At 36.5% G+C, this 16926-nt stretch carries 13 protein-coding genes and 1 tRNA gene; 9 read left to right on the plus strand and 5 right to left on the minus strand.

The annotated features are described in order from the left end of the window. Positions 1-75 precede the first annotated feature (75 nt). The 3 genes from RMA94_RS09675 (at position 76) to RMA94_RS09685 (ending at position 2973) form a co-directional block, all read left to right on the plus strand. Positions 76-2106 carry an NADPH-dependent 2,4-dienoyl-CoA reductase gene (locus RMA94_RS09675; protein ID WP_311082695.1) on the plus strand — a complete coding sequence of 677 codons (2031 nt, stop codon included), beginning with the start codon at positions 76-78 and terminating at the stop codon, positions 2104-2106. A gap of 85 nt (positions 2107-2191) precedes the next feature. Further along, positions 2192-2281, plus strand: a tRNA-Ser gene (locus RMA94_RS09680). A gap of 368 nt (positions 2282-2649) precedes the next feature. Further along, the gene (locus RMA94_RS09685) at positions 2650-2973 is read left to right on the plus strand and encodes a hypothetical protein (protein ID WP_208753495.1); all 324 of its coding nucleotides are present in this window, start codon (positions 2650-2652) and stop codon (positions 2971-2973) included. 11 nt (positions 2974-2984) lie between these two features. On the opposite strand, the gene RMA94_RS09690 is transcribed toward RMA94_RS09685, so the two are convergent. Beyond that, positions 2985-4085, minus strand: a complete 1101-nt coding sequence (locus RMA94_RS09690; RefSeq protein ID WP_069122590.1) for a M48 family metallopeptidase — start codon at positions 4083-4085, stop codon at positions 2985-2987. A 20-nt stretch (positions 4086-4105) separates the two neighbouring features. Further along, a complete protein-coding gene (locus RMA94_RS09695) occupies positions 4106-5194 on the minus strand; it encodes a YjgN family protein (RefSeq protein WP_311082697.1) in 1089 nt (362 codons plus the stop codon). Between the two features lie 931 nt (positions 5195-6125). On the opposite strand from RMA94_RS09695, the gene RMA94_RS09700 reads away from it, so the two are divergent. Next, positions 6126-6701 carry a TetR/AcrR family transcriptional regulator gene (locus RMA94_RS09700; RefSeq protein ID WP_311082698.1) on the plus strand — a complete coding sequence of 192 codons (576 nt, stop codon included), beginning with the start codon at positions 6126-6128 and terminating at the stop codon, positions 6699-6701. Between the two features lie 233 nt (positions 6702-6934). Next, complete coding sequence (locus RMA94_RS09705) at positions 6935-7858, plus strand: hypothetical protein (RefSeq protein ID WP_311082699.1); 924 nt, start codon at positions 6935-6937, stop codon at positions 7856-7858. Positions 7859-7933: 75 nt separating this feature from the next. On the opposite strand, the gene RMA94_RS09710 is transcribed toward RMA94_RS09705, so the two are convergent. Further along, a complete protein-coding gene (locus tag RMA94_RS09710) occupies positions 7934-8404 on the minus strand; it encodes a hypothetical protein (RefSeq protein WP_032004098.1) in 471 nt (156 codons plus the stop codon). 267 nt (positions 8405-8671) lie between these two features. On the opposite strand from RMA94_RS09710, the gene RMA94_RS09715 reads away from it, so the two are divergent. From RMA94_RS09715 to RMA94_RS09730, 4 genes are all read left to right on the plus strand, one after another. Further along, on the plus strand, positions 8672-11299 hold the full coding sequence (locus tag RMA94_RS09715; RefSeq protein WP_311082701.1) for a type VI secretion system Vgr family protein: 2628 nt from the start codon (positions 8672-8674) through the stop codon (positions 11297-11299). Then, on the plus strand, positions 11300-12205 hold the full coding sequence (locus tag RMA94_RS09720) for a DUF4123 domain-containing protein (protein WP_311082703.1): 906 nt from the start codon (positions 11300-11302) through the stop codon (positions 12203-12205). A gap of 292 nt (positions 12206-12497) precedes the next feature. After that, positions 12498-12914 (plus strand): hypothetical protein, encoded by a 417-nt coding sequence (locus tag RMA94_RS09725; RefSeq protein WP_130173945.1) that lies wholly within the window; start codon positions 12498-12500, stop codon positions 12912-12914. A gap of 18 nt (positions 12915-12932) precedes the next feature. Continuing rightward, entirely contained in the window at positions 12933-14624 is a 1692-nt protein-coding gene (locus RMA94_RS09730; protein WP_311082706.1) for a DUF2235 domain-containing protein, read from the plus strand. 130 nt (positions 14625-14754) lie between these two features. On the opposite strand, the gene RMA94_RS09735 is transcribed toward RMA94_RS09730, so the two are convergent. Together RMA94_RS09735 and RMA94_RS09740 are read right to left on the minus strand one after the other, a co-directional pair. Then, positions 14755-15114: a hypothetical protein gene (locus tag RMA94_RS09735; RefSeq protein ID WP_002120526.1), complete on the minus strand. Its 360-nt coding sequence runs from the start codon at positions 15112-15114 to the stop codon at positions 14755-14757. Between the two features lie 377 nt (positions 15115-15491). Further along, positions 15492-16850: an amino acid permease gene (locus RMA94_RS09740; protein WP_311082707.1), complete on the minus strand. Its 1359-nt coding sequence runs from the start codon at positions 16848-16850 to the stop codon at positions 15492-15494. Between the last annotated feature and the right edge of the window lie 76 nt (positions 16851-16926).

Raw genomic sequence — 16926 nt, forward strand, 5'->3', positions numbered from 1 at the left:
GCTTGGTCATCCAAAATTATCAAAAAAGTATTAAAGTACTATGCAACAAGTTGCAAAAAATTATTGGGACGCAGCATGACAAGTTACGCCAATTTATTAAAACCATTACATCTAGGCTTTACCACCATTAAAAACCGTGTGGTGATGGGTTCCATGCATACGGGGCTTGAAGATCGTTTTTACAATTACCCAAAGCTGGCAGCTTATTTTGAAGAGCGTGCAAAAGGTGGGGTGGGCCTGATTGTGACAGGTGGTATTTCACCGAACCGTCAAGGATGGTTAGCACCTGCTGGCGGGACCATGAATAGCTTATTTGATATTCCACAGCATCGTCTGGTTACACATGCTGTGCATAAACATGGTTCAAAAATCTTAATGCAAATTTTGCATGCAGGTCGTTATGGTTACCAGCCGTTTGTTGTATCTTCAACTGCAATTAAATCTCCAATTTCCCCATTTAAACCACGCCAGCTTTCTGAAAAAAATATTCTGAGCACAATAGAAGATTACGCACACTGTGCTGACATTGCCAAAAAAGCAGGTTATGACGGTGTCGAAATTATGGGCTCGGAAGGTTATTTAATTAACCAGTTTTTAAGTCGCCACGTGAACCAGCGTACTGACCGTTGGGGTGGTGAAATTGAAAACCGTATGCGCTTTCCAGTCGAGATTGTTAAAGCGATCCGTGCCAAAGTCGGTGAGAAGTTTATTATCTGTTTCCGCTTGTCATTACTTGATTTAGTCCATGACGGTAACACCATGCAAGAGGTGGTGACTGTAGCCAAAGCTTTAGAAAAAGCAGGGGTGACTTTATTAAATACTGGCATTGGCTGGCATGAAGCTCGTGTGCCGACCATTGTAACATCTGTGCCTCGTGCAGCTTTTGTCGACTATACTGCTCATGTAAAACAACATATTTCTATTCCGATTATTGCTTCAAACCGTATTAACATGCCTGAAACTGCCGAAGAAATTTTGGCAACTGGCAAAGCGGATATGGTTCAAATGGCGCGTCCTTTATTGGCCGATGCATTTTGGGTAAATAAAACTGCGACTAACCGTGTTGATGAAATTAATACCTGTATTGCATGTAACCAAGCCTGTTTAGACCATGCTTTTAAAAATAAGCGTGTATCTTGTTTGGTTAACCCACGTGCAGGCCATGAAACTGAACTGGTCTATTTAAAGACTAAACAGCCTAAGCGAATTGCAGTTGTGGGCGGCGGAGTAGCGGGTATGTCGGCGGCAACTGTTGCTGCAAGCCGTGGCCATGCAGTGACGCTGTTTGAGGCAACTTCTGATGTAGGCGGTCAATTTAACTTTGCCAAAGTTGTACCGGGCAAAGAAGAATTTCACGAAACGATCCGCTACTTTAAAGTCCAACTGGAAAAAACTGGAGTGGACGTACGTTTAAATACTCGCGTAAATCGTGAGCAGCTCGAACGCGAAGGTTTTGATGAAGTAATCGTTGCAACAGGTGTAATCCCTCGTGCATTAAAAATTGAAGGAAGTAATGCACCACAAGTCCTTTCATATGCTCAAGTTTTGAAAGGGGCAGAAGTCGGGCAAAAAGTTGCAGTGATTGGTGCGGGTGGTATTGGTTTTGACGTGTCAGAGTTTTTACTTAAACCGCCACATCAACCACAGCCTCAACCTTTGGCTGATTGGCAACGTGAATGGGGGGTAGACCCAGATCCGAATTATGTTTCTGAAGGTGGTATGCAGCCGCCAGAAGTTGAACCAGCAATCCGTGAAATTTATTTACTACAACGTAAAACAACACCACTCGGTATTGGCCTTGGCAAGACTTCGGGTTGGGTACACCGTGCACAGCTTAAAAAGCATGGCGTACGTATGCTGCGTGGTGTGCAATATAAAGCAGTCACTGATGAAGGGCTTTGGATTGAGCATAATGGGCAAGATCAACTTTTACGTGTAGACACTGTGGTGGTGTGTGCAGGTCAAGAGTCGGTAAAAGACTTGATGCCAAAAGAGGGTGAGTCGACTATAGCGAACTACCATATTATTGGTGGTGCAAAGCTCGCAGCAGAGCTAGATGCGAAGCGTGCGATCAAAGAAGGAGCAGAATTGGCTGCGCAACTGTAAAATTGATGAAACAATATGCACTTGAACACAAAGCGATGATATTTTTCTTGAATAAAATGAATAAGCTTTGTATTCTTAAGCACATGGAAGCGTGGCAGAGCGGTTTAATGCACCGGTCTTGAAAACCGACGAGGGTGTGAGTCCTCCGTGAGTTCGAATCTCACCGCTTCCGCCAAATTCGAAAAGCCCCTGTTTAAAGCAGGGGCTTTTTTTTATATCTATTATTTTACCTCTCATTCTACCCCACATAAAAATTTGGATTGAGTTAGACAGATTTTGATTTCAGTTTAATTTTATATTGTGTAGTTAATCGCACCCTCATAAGGGTCAATATCTTGTAATTGTTTGATGAATTCTTTCGGGGCGACTATTGCTGCTATATGTATAATTATGGGTAGAATAGCTCCTTATAATACTAATCCCTTTGCATCACTAACTTGCAAAGTAAAATTGACTGATATGTACCAAATTTAAATTAAGAGATATGGATAGTTCATGAATTTAATAAATCACCGTAGTAAGTTATTTCTTGCAATTTTTCTTATGATGAATCTTTCAAATACATATGCAGCAAAGATACAGGCTGTAGGTGCTGAAGTACAGGAGAGTGCTGGAGACGCAATGGAAGCGGCTGAAGCAGAAGCTGTAGAGGTTGGTGGGCAAGAGGCTATATGTCGTGCTGATGAGGCTTGTGATGTTGCATCTGCTGTTTCTGAGGATGAAATGTACGGTGGTATTCAACAGGAATATGTCGTAAAAGGCTGCAAGGTAACAATCTACAATGATGGACCTGTGAAAATGGTCAACGTAAAGACAGATCAACCATGTGATGCCCCACTTCCTAAAGATCATAAATTTTCTAGATAGACTCTGTGTACCTATAAATTATTTTGTGCACCTTTCTGTTTTTTCTCAAAATCATGAACCATTCGAATACGCTCTTCGGTTGCAGGATGAGAGGATAAAGCATCAAGAACAGCTGTAGATAATTTATTAGCTGAAGATTCTTCTTGAGAAGTTGCTGGGTTGGCCTGATTCTTTTTATCGATACCTTCTTCTGTTGTATCGCTTAAACGTTGTAAGAAATTTGCAAAGTGCGAGACTTCTATATGCTTCTTATCCATTAACTGTAAAGCATATAGATCGGCTTCGGATTCAAATTTACGTGAGTAATTTGCACCAATCATAGCGGCAGGTAAGGACGTAAATAAGTCTGAATTATCTCCTGTCATTGCAATATATAATATACTTAGGCCTAAACTCGTTAACCCTTGTTGCAAACTATGGCGATAAACCAAATGGCCTTGTTCATGGGCTAATACGCCCAAGATTTCCTGATTCGTATGTGCCAATTTGATCAGTTCATCTGTGATGATAATCGTATTATTGGGTAGCGCTACAGCATTAGCCCCTAACTGATCGCCTTTACGGAAGACTAATTTAGCTGGTTTGTTTTCAGCAACAGTATTCAAATACTGTTTAGTAATTTGATCTTTTTGAGTTTGTGCTAATTGGCTGGGTGCAGTCCAATTATTTAATACATAATTCTCTGCTTCATCACCTAGTTTCTTTAAAGTATTCTCAGGTAATTGAAAAGCAAGATAATGGGACGTTGCTGGAACCCCCCATTTGACTAAACTGATCGCAAAAGTAATCACAAAAATTACACTAAAAAGAATAAGACCCGGAGAGCGTTCAAATTTCCAGATCGAATGTTGAACCTTTTTAGTTGAGTAATTAAACCATTCAGGTAATGCACTATGAAATTCAATTCGTGCATCATCAGATAATTCAATTACTGGGTGTAACTGTCCCAGCGCACCAATCAATTTCATATCAGTATATTGATAATGACGCTGAAGTTCTAATTGCTCACCATACCGAATTAGAACTTCAGATTCAGATTGAGCTGAAATCTGAGCAGGGTATGGTTTAGACACTAGGCCATCATAGAAAGTGATATCTACTGCGTGGGACATAAATTATTAAACTCAGATTATTATAAAGAGATGTCGATATCAAAAATATCACTGATTTCTTCAGCTAAAGCACTTTGTTCTTGCTGAGCTAGATTCATCATTTGATCTGGATCATCTAATAAAATTAAACTCATCGATTCAATCTGGTATTTATGAATACGAACAGCAGCCCAAGCAGACATTAAACCTATGGTTAAGATTTTTACAATCCAATTCGATGCTACAATCCATGCGAAACGCCATTGGTTACAGTCTGTTTTAAATTGACTGTTCCCAATTGTAGTATTGTTCCATGTCGTAATAAAAATACGAGCAGCAATTAATGGATAAATAAATAATCCAATAAATGCATATACCGTAAATATTCCGAAGAATATAGCGTTTGGTGAGAACTCAGAAATTGTTCCTGCCATAGCAAAGTAAATGATTGAAAAAATAGCAATTATACCAATTGCAATAAAAACTGGTATATAAACTGCAGCCATATATGCAGACCATTTCGCGTTTAATTTAAAATTTAGTTGGCCAGCATATAAGTTGTTAAGATAATATTTTTTATATAGCCAAATAGCTACAGGTGTAAAGATTCCTAAAGTGAAAATATATACCAATATACTTAAAAGAAAGACTTTATAAGATTCTTTTATCGTTCCACCAAAATAAAAACGTGCGTTGCCGAACTTACTATTTCTTGCCGTAAAACGTAAAGTAGCGCGAATTAGCCAAGGTACTGCTGCATATAGCGCAACTAGTCCAACCACAGTCGCAATCATTGAATACTGTGATGAAATTGCAAATACGACGTAAATTCCTAATGCAATTAAACGTCCAATCAAAATCTTGGTTGGAATGCCTGTAAAATCAAAGCGACGTTCAAAAAATTCTGTATTGCCATAGAAATAGCGTAAGCGACGAACTTTAGCCCAAGGCGCATATAAGCTTAAAGTAATAATAGTCAAAAGAATATTAACGATCCAGATTCCAAAATATTCTGAGGCATTCCCATGAAATTTAAAATGATGAATTCCTGAATGTGAAATTGGTGGAGTTGTAATATTTTGATCCTCATTTACATCTTGAGGAAGAGAGGTTAAAGCTTGGTCTTGCATTTTATTCTCTTTATTGAAAATATATGATCTTGATTGAATGTAATAGATAATTAGAAAACTATTGAGAATATTATATATTTTTTATAAATTGAAATAAATAGAATAAAAAGCAAGCAATAATTTATCAGCTCTTTTTTGTTAAATTATTCGGAGCAGAAAGCTTATCACGAGAAGTATAAGTAATAGGTTTAATGGCATCGGTAACTTATTGTGATTGTAAATTTAGTAGTAATTCTAAGAAAAACTTTCTACATCATTAATTTCATCATTTACTATTTTTTATATTCTAATCTTACCTGTTGAAACTAATATATCTATATAAATTTCAATCCCGTTATAAACCCCACTTTAACAATAACTCATTCATTATTTATCCTTACTTTTTAATAGTCTAATTTAAAACAAATGTCATTTTGTGTGCTTGACTGTAAGAGAGTTGAATACTATTCTTCGCATGCTGGCCACATTGCCAGTCGGTTGTCGCAGACCGGGAAAACAAAGTCGATATGCAAAATTCTTATTTTGTGTGTCGGGAACTCGTTCGCCCCCTTTTTCTCTACGGTAGGGCGGAAGGGGGACACCTTCGGGTGTGCTGGTTCCTTTGTTTCCAGTCTGCGAACCCCCTTTCGTTCTGCCACCATAATTTTAATGATTTGGCAGAACTCCCAATAAAAAAGGAGTTGGCTTTGCACATTCATTATTTCTTGGCAGCCTTTGCCAAAAGCTATAACGACACAACTTAAAAATTTAAAGCAGTTTGAATGCCATAAGGTTTTCAGGCTTTAAGTCATTTTTACTTAAAACTTAGCAAAACAAAACTTGAGATGTGCCAAGCACCGTCTTACGGCATTGCTGCGCCTTTTTTTCTCCCAGAAAGGGCACAGGCTTTTTATCTCATTTAGACACAACAAGAATTTATAACGGTAAAACGATGCCAACTTTAGAAATATCTTCCAAAAAATTACAGGTTGTTCAAACCGCTATCCAACTTTTTACCACGCATGGATTTCATAATGCAGGCGTAGACCTGATTATCAAAAAATCCAAAATTCAAAAAGCCACGTTTTATAACTACTTCCACTCGAAAGAACGCCTTGTTGAAATGTGCTTAATCTTTCAAAAAAGCCGACTCAAAGAAGAAGTACTGGCAATTGTCTACTCACACCGCTACCCAACCGCAGCCGATAAACTCAAAGAAATTGTTCGATTACATGTCGATGTGAATAGCCATTACCATCTTTTGTTTAAAGCCATTTTTGAATTAAAACCGCTTTATCCTCGAGCTTACCGCATGGCGATTGAATATAGAAAATGGGTACTTAAAGAGCTTTTTGATTTGATATTTAGTCTAGAAAGTCGTGGCTTAAAACCTGATGCAAACATGATTTTATTTATGATTGATGGTGCAATCATCCAACTTTTAGATCCAAATAAAGCTAGTGAAAAGGAGAAGTTGTTGGATTATTTTTTAAACTTTCTATCTAATATGAATGATTATCTTAGATGACACGATGAATAGATCATTGGATTAAGGATATTACCTATAAATCTTAAGTATAATATTAAAACCTGAAGTTAAGTTTTATTCAGATTATTTAAGTAATTTTCTTAGAGTGTAAGAGATTAAATATATTTTAATAAACTTTGCTTTCTCATAGGGTTATAGTGCTATTTCTTAAATAAGTTGGCACTTACTAGGAGTTTATCCAATTTTACGCTTAAATAAAATATACAATCTTAATGATTTATTTTATGAAATTTAATAACTATAATTTAAAATTTTTTTTTAATAGCAATGATATCATTATGTCAAAATTAGAAGTAAAGGCTGAAAACCATAAAATATTTGTTTTTAAGAAAATATTTGAATTTGATTCAGCAAAGCAACAAGCTGAAAAGAAGAAGGTTAATGCTTTTGGAATGTTAGCAAAATTTAACTTTTTAAAACGTCCCACAGAAGAAACAGTACATTTAAAAAATCATATATTACGTTATGAACCATTTTGGTTTGTCTCAAGCGAGCGTAACCTTAATTACGATTGTGTTGTGACTTATTCTATTCCTGTACATAATTCACATGCGAAGCAAATTCAGGTTTATGAAGATCCTGAACAAAAAAATTATCCTGTTACACGTCAACAGGATAAAGGCAAAATAGAATTGCAAATGAAAGAAGTTTGTAGCAGAAAAATAGAATTTTCAAATTACTTTGATGGCTTGCAACGTGAGCTTAAATCATCTCATTTAGCGGAATATATTAGAAAGTTTGAACTTTCTGAGGTAGATAAAGTCGAAGTTGATAATGTACTTCAACCATTACTATCTCTTGACTCTATTACTAGCATTGTCAGATCGGAACTACAAAATCAAAAAGTTCATGCAACTAATATTATTGAAGATTCAGAGGAAATAACTCAACTGTACCTATATTTTCGTCCAGTTTATGCATTTGAATATATTTGGTCTAATGCAGATAAAGTTGGCGTTATTGAGGTTGATGGACTTACAGGAGAAGTTATTGAACAAGGAAGTTGGTTCCGGAATACTTTTGATCAAGCTTTTACTAAAGAGAATTTAGTAGAACTTTCGGCAGAATTAGCTAGTACGGTTGTTCCAGGTGGAGGAACTTTGGTAAAAGTCGCATCAAAGGCGATTCCTCTTTAATATAGTTTATAGCCGTTCGATTCTTCTAGCCAAACTTACTAGTTTGGCTTTTTATTTTTAGAATTTAACTTCGATTTATTGGGATTCATCTAAATCGCGTTCGCGGCATGATAATTCATAGTAATTACCTTTGGGTAATGAACGGATTTTAAATCCATAGTAATCACTGTCCTGTTCTATAGGAGAGATTTTGCATTGATTAGTTTTTGCAAAATGTTCAATTAATTTCAAATTAGAGATTTGTTTAAATACCGCGCCCCAACCTTCACTAACGCAACAGCCCACATATTCAGACATATATTCATCTGAGATTAATACAACATTTTGTCCCATAAATTGATAAGGCTTTTTCAGTTTGTATATATCATTATAATCTGCCCTTGAAATAGTTGCTTTCTTTGCTATAAAGCCTTGTTTTTTGAGTATTTCAAACTTTAAAAAATCTTTAGTACCAGTGCCTAGTCCGCGGTAAATTGAACTATTGTCTTCAGCAAAAGTATATGAGCTAAGGACACTTACTAAACTTAAAAATAATATTTTTTTCATTTTAACTTTCAGATGTTATATGAGGTAATAATTTTTTCATATCCTCTTAATAATGTAAAGTAAGTCACTGATTTTATTGTTTCTCTCCACTGAGATTGGTTGTAAATATTTTGTTTTAAAATTTAAGTTCAGTTTAGATTTCAATAAAGGAAGTGAGAAGATGATAGGGAAAAGATACTAATATAAACAAAACATGAAATACCCTAAATTGAGACAGACTTATCATTCTGTTAGACTTGTTTAATTAATAATAAGGTTTGCATCATAATGTTGAATAATATCTTTGGTATTTTGGAAAAAATAGGATTTGGCGCTCAAAAACGTGCGATTAGTATCCAGTTTTCAAATACTGAGCTTAATTCACAGATTATGTTGCAACGTATTGATGGCTATCATGGTATTAATGATGGACTATCGGCAGAGCTTATTTGTTTATCTACAAACCCATATATTGAATTAAAACAATTTATTGGATGTCAGGTTGCAGTTGATCAAGTAACAGATGCAGGTCAGCTTTTTAGAACTACGGGTATTGTTACTGGTGCTAGCCAAGGTCAAAGCGATGGTGCTTTTAGTTTATATCGCTTGACTATGCAGGACGCTACTAGCTTATGGCATAAACGACGTAATAGTCGTGTGTTTATGAATAAAAGCGTTGTGGACATTATCGAAGTCATCTTTAAGGAATGGCAGAGTAAAAGTCCGTTATTTGCGTCAAGTTTACAGTTAGATACGACCGGTTTAACCAAAACATATGATGTACGCCCTTTTTCCATGCAGTCGAATGAAAGTGACTATGCATATTTAACTCGAATAATGCGTGAAGAATCGATTAACTGGCTTGTGGATGAGGCGAGTTATCTTGTAGCAAGTAATAGCCAAAGTATTGAGGCACAAAAACTACGTTTAATTGATGATAATGCTCAGTTTCAATCGCTCGAACGCAGAACCATCCGTTATCACCGTTCAAATGCGACTGAACAATATGACAGTATCACTAGTTTTATTGCTCAGCGACAGTTACAACCAACCGCTATCCATGTACAACGTTGGCAAGCTGATAGTCTAAGTCAAGAAGATGCCAGTGGATCAGTGGTCAGCTCACATCAACACAGCACTCAGCGAGACAATGAAAGCTTAAGTCTGGAACAGGCGTGGAATATATCTCCTGCTTGGATAAGCGATCTTAAAGGAGAGGATCAAGCCACCGCTTCAAGTAATTCTCAGTTAGAAAAACTGAATATGCACTTAAACCAATATCAGGCATTACAAGCCAAGTATTTTACTGCACATAGTAGTGTACGTGACACTCAAGTCGGTTATTGGTTCCAATTGATTGACTATCCAGAATTAGAAAAAAATCATAGTCAGCAAGATAAAGAGTTTTTAATCCTTAATAAGTACTTTTATAATCAAAATAACCTACCCAAAGATATTCAAGACCAAGTAGAAAAACTATTGACCTTAAGTCACTGGCAAAACAGTAAAGACAGCGAACAAGAGCGCCAGGCCAATGAATTTGTAGTTGTTCGCAGAAATATTAACGTTGTCCCTGAATATGATCCATTGAAGCATCGCCCCGTTGCCCATGTCCAACGTGCCAAAGTGGTTAGTGATGGTGAAGAAATTCATGTGGATGAATGGGGGCGAATAAAAGTCAGATTCTTATTCACACGTACCGATGACCATTCCCATGATGGTGGTGCGGGGGCCAATAATAGTGATACAGATTCGGCTTGGGTAGATGTCCTTACTCCATGGGCTGGTGAAGGCTATGGGGCACGTTTTTTACCGCGTAAAGATGAAATCGTAGTGATTGATTTTTTTGATGGCAACATTGACCGCCCTTTTGTGACGGGACGCATCCATGAGGCGCAGCGTTCACCAACGAAGTTTGATATTAAAGGGCAATTACCTGACACAAAAAAACTGAGTGGTATTCGTTCAAAAGAGGTTGACGGCAGTGGGTATAATCAACTCCGTTTTGATGATACGACAGGGCAGATTAGTGCTCAGTTACATAGCAGTCACGGTTCCTCTCAGCTTAATTTGGGGAATTTGAGTCATCCTAAAGAAAGTGCGACGAGTGAGGGGCGTGGTGAGGGATTTGAATTAAGAACGGATCGTGCAGGTGCAATCCGAAGTAAAGGATTATATATCTCAACATTTGTTCAGAATAATGCAACGGGTATACATTTAGAGGCAAAAGAAGCAGTTCAAAACTTCACAGAAAGTTTAGAAAGTATGAAAGCTTTATCTGAATATGCTGTGAAACAGAAAGCAGAAGCTGCTGACATGCTTGAAAATATTAATCAGTATATTAAAACGATCGAATCTCAGTGGTCTGACTTAAAAGCGACTAAAGAAGCTTTAATGTTATTAGCTTCCCCAGATAGTATTTCTTTAGTTTCTGGAAAAGATATACATATTAATGCTTTGGATAGTGTAACAGTTGGCAGTGGGCAATCCATTAATGTCAGTACAGATGAACATCTAATTTTAAATGCTAAGAAAAAAGTAAGTCTGTTTGCAGGTGAGGAAGATTTAAAAATTTATGCAGCAAAAGGGAAATTTGATCTGCAATCGCAAGATAATTTATTAGATGTTTCTGCAAGACTCGATGTAAAAATAACATCCTCTGAAGGTAAAGTAGAAATCCATAGTCCAACTGAAATTGTATTTAAAGCAAAAGATAGCGCTCTAAAAATTAATGGTGATGGCGTTACGGTGATTACTCCAAATAAGTTTACTGCTAAAGCAGGTCAACATCTCTTTACAACAGGTGCAAGTGAAAGCCCAACGCTTCCGATATTTCCAAATAATATTTGTTGGGAATGTCTTGCTCGACGCGCAGCACAACGTGGAGCTTTCATCAATAAAGGAGATAGAATGTAAATGATAGATAATCAAAGTCTCCAATTTTTGTTTAAAACTTTTGAAAAGTATCCGCTTGATCAAATTGGATTAAATATTTATGCAATCGCTGATGCAGCCCAAGATAAAAAGTTTTTAAAGGTTTTAGAGCATTTACGTCAAAAATGTCTACTCAAAGAAGCTAGTGGTGAAAAAGCTAAAGAGATTTCTCCACATTTAATTCAGCTACCTAAAAATTTTACGTCACTTGAGTGGGAGTGGATTGAAAGCAATGTTGCTGGCACAACTAAAATGACAATTATTATTACGCCTTTAACTTTTGATTATCTTTACAAACATTTAAGAAATTTTTTAGATATTGAATTTGATGGTGGTCTAGAAATGATGCTGGCATTTTGGGATCCTGCTATCTTGGCGACATTAGTTGGGCACAAAGCTGATAAAACTTTATATGTACAAGGCCCTGTTTTTAATCCTCAGCAAATCGAAGCTTTACTAAAACCTATTCAAAGCTGGTGGTATTGGGATCGCTTAAGTAATCTGCAAAGTATATTTGGATTGAATGAGCGCGTTGAAGTGCTTCCACCCATCGAAAAGCCTTTACATTTTACGGTGGAGCAAGAAGAAATGATGGTAGAGGCAACTTTTCCTGACAATCTAATTTATTACCTCAAACTAAATAACTCATTTTTGGTTGATAAAATTGATGATAAGTCATTATATGAATTTGTAATTGAAAGCATCCCTGAAGCAAGAGATTACTGTTTATCTGGTACTCGCGATATTTTAAATTTTATCTGCCTAAAATTGATGTACGGAGTCCAGTTTGAGTCAGACCATAAACTACAGTATTTATTAAATAATCTGAAAGATAAAAAGCTAACAATGGATCAGATTATGAATAGCTTAATGTCTGAAGCTGGATAATTAATTTTTTAATCATCGCTAATATACTTTTATTGAAATAAATTAATAAGAGTTCTAAATGGAGAGAAATAATGAAATATAGAATACTATTTATTTTACTTGCTATACCAGTAATTTTAACTGGTTGTAATTGGATGTATGGACAAATTTAAGTGATGGTAGGGAGTTCAAGGATGTCAATATTTATCTGCATATTTATATCCTAATGATACAGTAGAAATTACTACATCTAACAATTGACCAAGTTCAACTGCAAAAGGTCTAAGTTAGCAAGAAGAAATGAGGAAATAGCATGAATCTGAAAAAGTTTTTACTCTTACCGATAAGTTTCGTATTCAGTGCTGCGGGTTGTGCTGGTATCGGCCCAAATGCAACATACTATATGGGTACGACCTCTTTTCATTATGATCCAAGCTATAATGCGTATATGGTAAAGCTTAATGGACATGAAATAGGTGGAGGTTTTGGAGGAGGTATGAATACCTCTCCTGTAAAATTCGGCCCACAGGTTATTACATGGGAAGAATCTAATAGTGATAAATTACACCGAGCAAAAAATCAGGTCACTTTAACTAAAGAAGACTTGAAAGGAATGAAGTATTTAGCGGTACACTTATATCCAGATGATACTGTAGAAGTTACTACATCTAATAATTGGCCCAATCCAACTGAAAAAGGGATAAAATGGTTAAATCAACTAAAAAAATAATAAAAATGAGACCAATTTATGTTTAAGAAAACGATGATAAAACGGACTATAGAAACCAATAGTGAAGTTTCTAATACTCCACCTAATGCAAAACAGGATTGTTCAGATGTAGTCCATATTTCAGTTTTTTTTGATGGCACAGGCAATAATAAAGATGCTGATGAAGAATTAAAGAAATGGTCAAATCCTGCACGATTATGGAGAAATGGAATCGAATTTGCTTTAGATGAGGCAAAGAAGAGTCCGAGTAACATACAAAATAATTATGCAATCTATGTATCCGGGGTAGGAACACGTTTTAATGGTCAGTTGAGTATTTTTCAACGTGCACTTGCTATGATTCAAGATCATGGTGGTTTGGGGCTTGCTGCAGGAACAGGAGGCACTCGACGTCTTGATTATGGTGAGGTTCAACTCAATGATGCTTTAAAGCAAGTCATGATTATGAATGCAAAAAAAGCAGAAATAGATACGAATAAATATGCCAATGAAAAGAAAGTTTCTAGTTTTGCTGAAGTCGATAAAAGTTTAAGTCAACATCGGCTCATCAAAAAAATTAATATTTCTATTTTTGGTTTTTCTCGTGGCGCTGCTTTAGCACGTGCTTTTACTAATCAGTTTATGTGGCAATGTGAATCTGATTGCAATGGTTTAACTTATGGTACAGGGAAATACCCTATCGAATTTAAATTTATGGGGATATTCGATACCGTCGCTTCTTTTGGTTTACCTGCAACTAACTTAAATAATAATCTAACCTTTGATGGTCGCGATATGGTTATTGATGAACGGGTAAAAATGTGTGTTCATTATATTGCAGGAAATGAACAGCGTTTTGCTTTTCCTGTTGACTTAATTCATAAAGAAAATGGTGAAATTGCGAACTCTAACTGGAAAGAAATTGTCTATCCGGGTATGCATTCGGATGTAGGAGGAGGTTATGCTCCTGGAAGCCAAAATGTAAATGATAACTATGCTCGTATTCCGCTTAAAGACATGTTGGAAGAAGCTGTGAATGCAGGCGTTCGGATGTTTGACTATAATCAACTAAAGGAAAAACATGTTAAAATATTCAAAGAACAGTTTGAAATTCAGGATGAAACACAGCGTCTATATAATGCTGTAAAAGCAGAGATCCCCTCTGCTGGAAAAATTCAAGACCAGATTATTTCTACAATGAAAGTCTATTATGCGGCTTATGGAGCTTTAGCTAAAAAGAAAATTGTTTCTGTAAGTCAGCAAGCGCGTAATGAGAATAAAATTCGTGAATATATTCCAATTGGCCCGTCAGATATGGCAACTGAGATTAGCCGTTTAGAAAAACTGCAGAAACTCACTGCTCCAAATAAAACAGGGGGAATTAATATTTTTAGATTATTATCACCTGTTTCGAAAGCTTATGAGTTTTACTTGGGTATTGATGATTGGGAGTTTGCAAGCTGGAGAAAAGGAGCAAGCTCAGAAATTATGGACTTTTATCAGAATTATATACATGACTCCAAATATGGTTTTATTAGTAATGCAGAACCATTTAGTTACTTCCGACAAAGAACAGTTTACGAATCTCGTCGAAGTGGAAAAGGGAAAGAGGTAGATCAAAAAGTCGCTGAAGATAAAGCTGTATGCAGTGTAGGTCGTCAAGATGTTAAGCAAGAACAGCTTTTTGATGAATACCAAAAAGCTCAGCAGGACTTTAAAGCAGCCAGTTAACTCAATAAGAGTCAGATTGCAGTCGAAAACTTTCTCATCCTTGAAAAATTAAGGCTTGTATGTGTAGGGTCTTGATGGTGTTTATGGTGGTAGGAGAGCTAGAGCAACTAGTTCTCCTATTTAATTTAAATTACTTCTTTTGCTTAAAACGGTATTTACATTTTAGACAGCGATAATCTTGAAAAATATTCTTGTCGATTATTACGCCAGCTTTCTTACCAAAAATATTACCAACTACACCGCCAGTAATTCCTGCACTAATGGCACCAACAAAAGTCCCTACAGTTCCGCCAACAATTACACCTAAAGGACCAGCAACAGTACCAATAGCTGCTCCAACAGTCGCGCCAGTCGCAGCACCACCTACAGTGCCTGCCGTTGTACCGGCAGCTGTAAGTAAAACACCGCCAGTTGTTCTAAGTAATTTGTCATGGTCACGTGCTTCAATTTCTGTAGAACCACACTTAGGACATTGCAGAGCTTTTTCCATAAAATTTCCTGTCTTTCATCATTGAGTGACACAGTTGACGGCTAAATCAGTGCAGTGGGTAAAGAACCTGTCTTGCGATACAGTATCTTTTGCCTATTGAGTGATCATAACAATAAACTGGTCTGTTTTGATTTTAGCTGAACATTGACACAAATATTTATAGATCATGTAAACACTTGTACTTTAATAATTATCTCATTAAATACCAATGTTTAGAATGACTAAGGGTTACATATCAATGTGGCCAGCAGAGAACTATTCAATAATGATGAATAGAATGTGAATGGTTTTTTGAATAGATTTTCTGAAGTTGCTTAGGGTGACAAGCTGGTAAATGATAAAAGGCTTATTCTGTTTGAATAAGCCTTCTTTGAAGATTAGAGTGATTTTTTCCAACTCAAAAATTTATATAATCCAAACATGAATGCAATCCAAATTGGAATTAAAATCACTGATTTTTCAAACCCTTGAGTCCACATGATATATAAAATCATCCCAATAAAAATCAAAACAATATAGTTACTTAAAGGTGAAAATAATGCAGGGAACTTGGCAACTTTATTTTCAAGTTTCATCGCACGTTTAAACTTTAAATGTGTAAAGCTAATAATTGCCCAGTTTAAAACTAGTGCAGCCACGGCCATGTACATGAGATAGCTTAAAGCTTCTTCTGGGATAAAATAATTCAGTAATACACAACCAAAAATTAGGATAGAAGAAAAGATAACAGCAGGCGTTGGAACCCCTTGTTTACTGACTTTTGTAAAAATTTTGGATGCATGGCCTTGTACTGCTAGGCCATATAACATACGGCTGTTTGCATACATACCGCTGTTATAAACTGACAGTGCGGCTGTTAAAATAATAAAGTTAAGCAAATGTGCTGCCCAACCAATACCAAGCTGGCTAAAAATCATCACAAATGGACTTTTATCTAAACCACCGAGGTCAAGCTGATTCCACGGAATGAGCGACATGATGATAGCAAGCGAAGCCACATAGAAAACCAAGATTCGAAAGATGACTTGGTTAATGGCTTGTGGAATGCTTTTTTCTGGATTTTCGGCTTCAGCGGCAGTCATTCCAATCAGTTCAATACCACCAAAAGCAAACATTAAAAAGGCGAGCATATAAAATAGGCCCGAGAACCCATGCGGGAAAAATCCGCCATGCTGCCATAAGTTTGAGAAGCTAGCGATAGAGTCATTACCCGCGGTAAGCAATAAATATAAGCCAAACACGATCATGGCAATGACCGCCGCAACTTTAATAATAGCTAACCAAAACTCAGATTCGCCATAAAATTTAACGTTGCCTAAGTTCAAACATGTGACCAAAACAAAGAAAAATAAGGCTGATATCCAAGCAGGAATGTGGGGCCACCAGTAATGCACATATTTAGCAACTGCTGTCAGTTCGGTCATCGCGACCAGAATATAAACCACCCAATAGTTCCAGCCCGATAAAAAACCAGGGAATTTCCCCCAATATTTTTGTGCAAAGTAACTAAAGGAACCAACCACAGGTTCTTCTACGATCATTTCACCCATTTGGCGCATAATTAAAAATGCGACCAAACCGACAATGGCATAACCTAAAATAATAGAAGGACCAGCAGACTGGATGACTTGTGCAGAGCCTAAAAATAAACCTGTCCCGACAGCACCACCCATAGCGATCAACTGGATATGGCGATTTTTAAGTCCGCGTTTTAATTGGGAAGATGAATTGCTCAAAATATATGCGCTGAATAAAAAAGCTGGCGCTATTGTAATAGATTGGGTAGGGATAACCTAGTTTGAAAAGGATTTT

The sequence above is a fragment of the Acinetobacter sp. V115_6 genome (assembly GCF_031799025.1).
Lineage (GTDB): Bacteria > Pseudomonadota > Gammaproteobacteria > Pseudomonadales > Moraxellaceae > Acinetobacter > Acinetobacter pittii.

Coding starts and splice junctions, on each gene's coding strand:
- RMA94_RS09675 (WP_311082695.1), top strand. CDS start 76: ATGACAAGTTACGCCAATTTATTAAAACCATTACATCTAGGCTTTACC.
- RMA94_RS09685 (WP_208753495.1), top strand. CDS start 2,650: ATGATGAATCTTTCAAATACATATGCAGCAAAGATACAGGCTGTAGGT.
- RMA94_RS09690 (WP_069122590.1), bottom strand. CDS start 4,085: ATGTCCCACGCAGTAGATATCACTTTCTATGATGGCCTAGTGTCTAAA.
- RMA94_RS09695 (WP_311082697.1), bottom strand. CDS start 5,194: ATGCAAGACCAAGCTTTAACCTCTCTTCCTCAAGATGTAAATGAGGAT.
- RMA94_RS09700 (WP_311082698.1), top strand. CDS start 6,126: ATGCCAACTTTAGAAATATCTTCCAAAAAATTACAGGTTGTTCAAACC.
- RMA94_RS09705 (WP_311082699.1), top strand. CDS start 6,935: ATGATTTATTTTATGAAATTTAATAACTATAATTTAAAATTTTTTTTT.
- RMA94_RS09710 (WP_032004098.1), bottom strand. CDS start 8,404: ATGAAAAAAATATTATTTTTAAGTTTAGTAAGTGTCCTTAGCTCATAT.
- RMA94_RS09715 (WP_311082701.1), top strand. CDS start 8,672: ATGTTGAATAATATCTTTGGTATTTTGGAAAAAATAGGATTTGGCGCT.
- RMA94_RS09720 (WP_311082703.1), top strand. CDS start 11,300: ATGATAGATAATCAAAGTCTCCAATTTTTGTTTAAAACTTTTGAAAAG.
- RMA94_RS09725 (WP_130173945.1), top strand. CDS start 12,498: ATGAATCTGAAAAAGTTTTTACTCTTACCGATAAGTTTCGTATTCAGT.
- RMA94_RS09730 (WP_311082706.1), top strand. CDS start 12,933: ATGTTTAAGAAAACGATGATAAAACGGACTATAGAAACCAATAGTGAA.
- RMA94_RS09735 (WP_002120526.1), bottom strand. CDS start 15,114: ATGGAAAAAGCTCTGCAATGTCCTAAGTGTGGTTCTACAGAAATTGAA.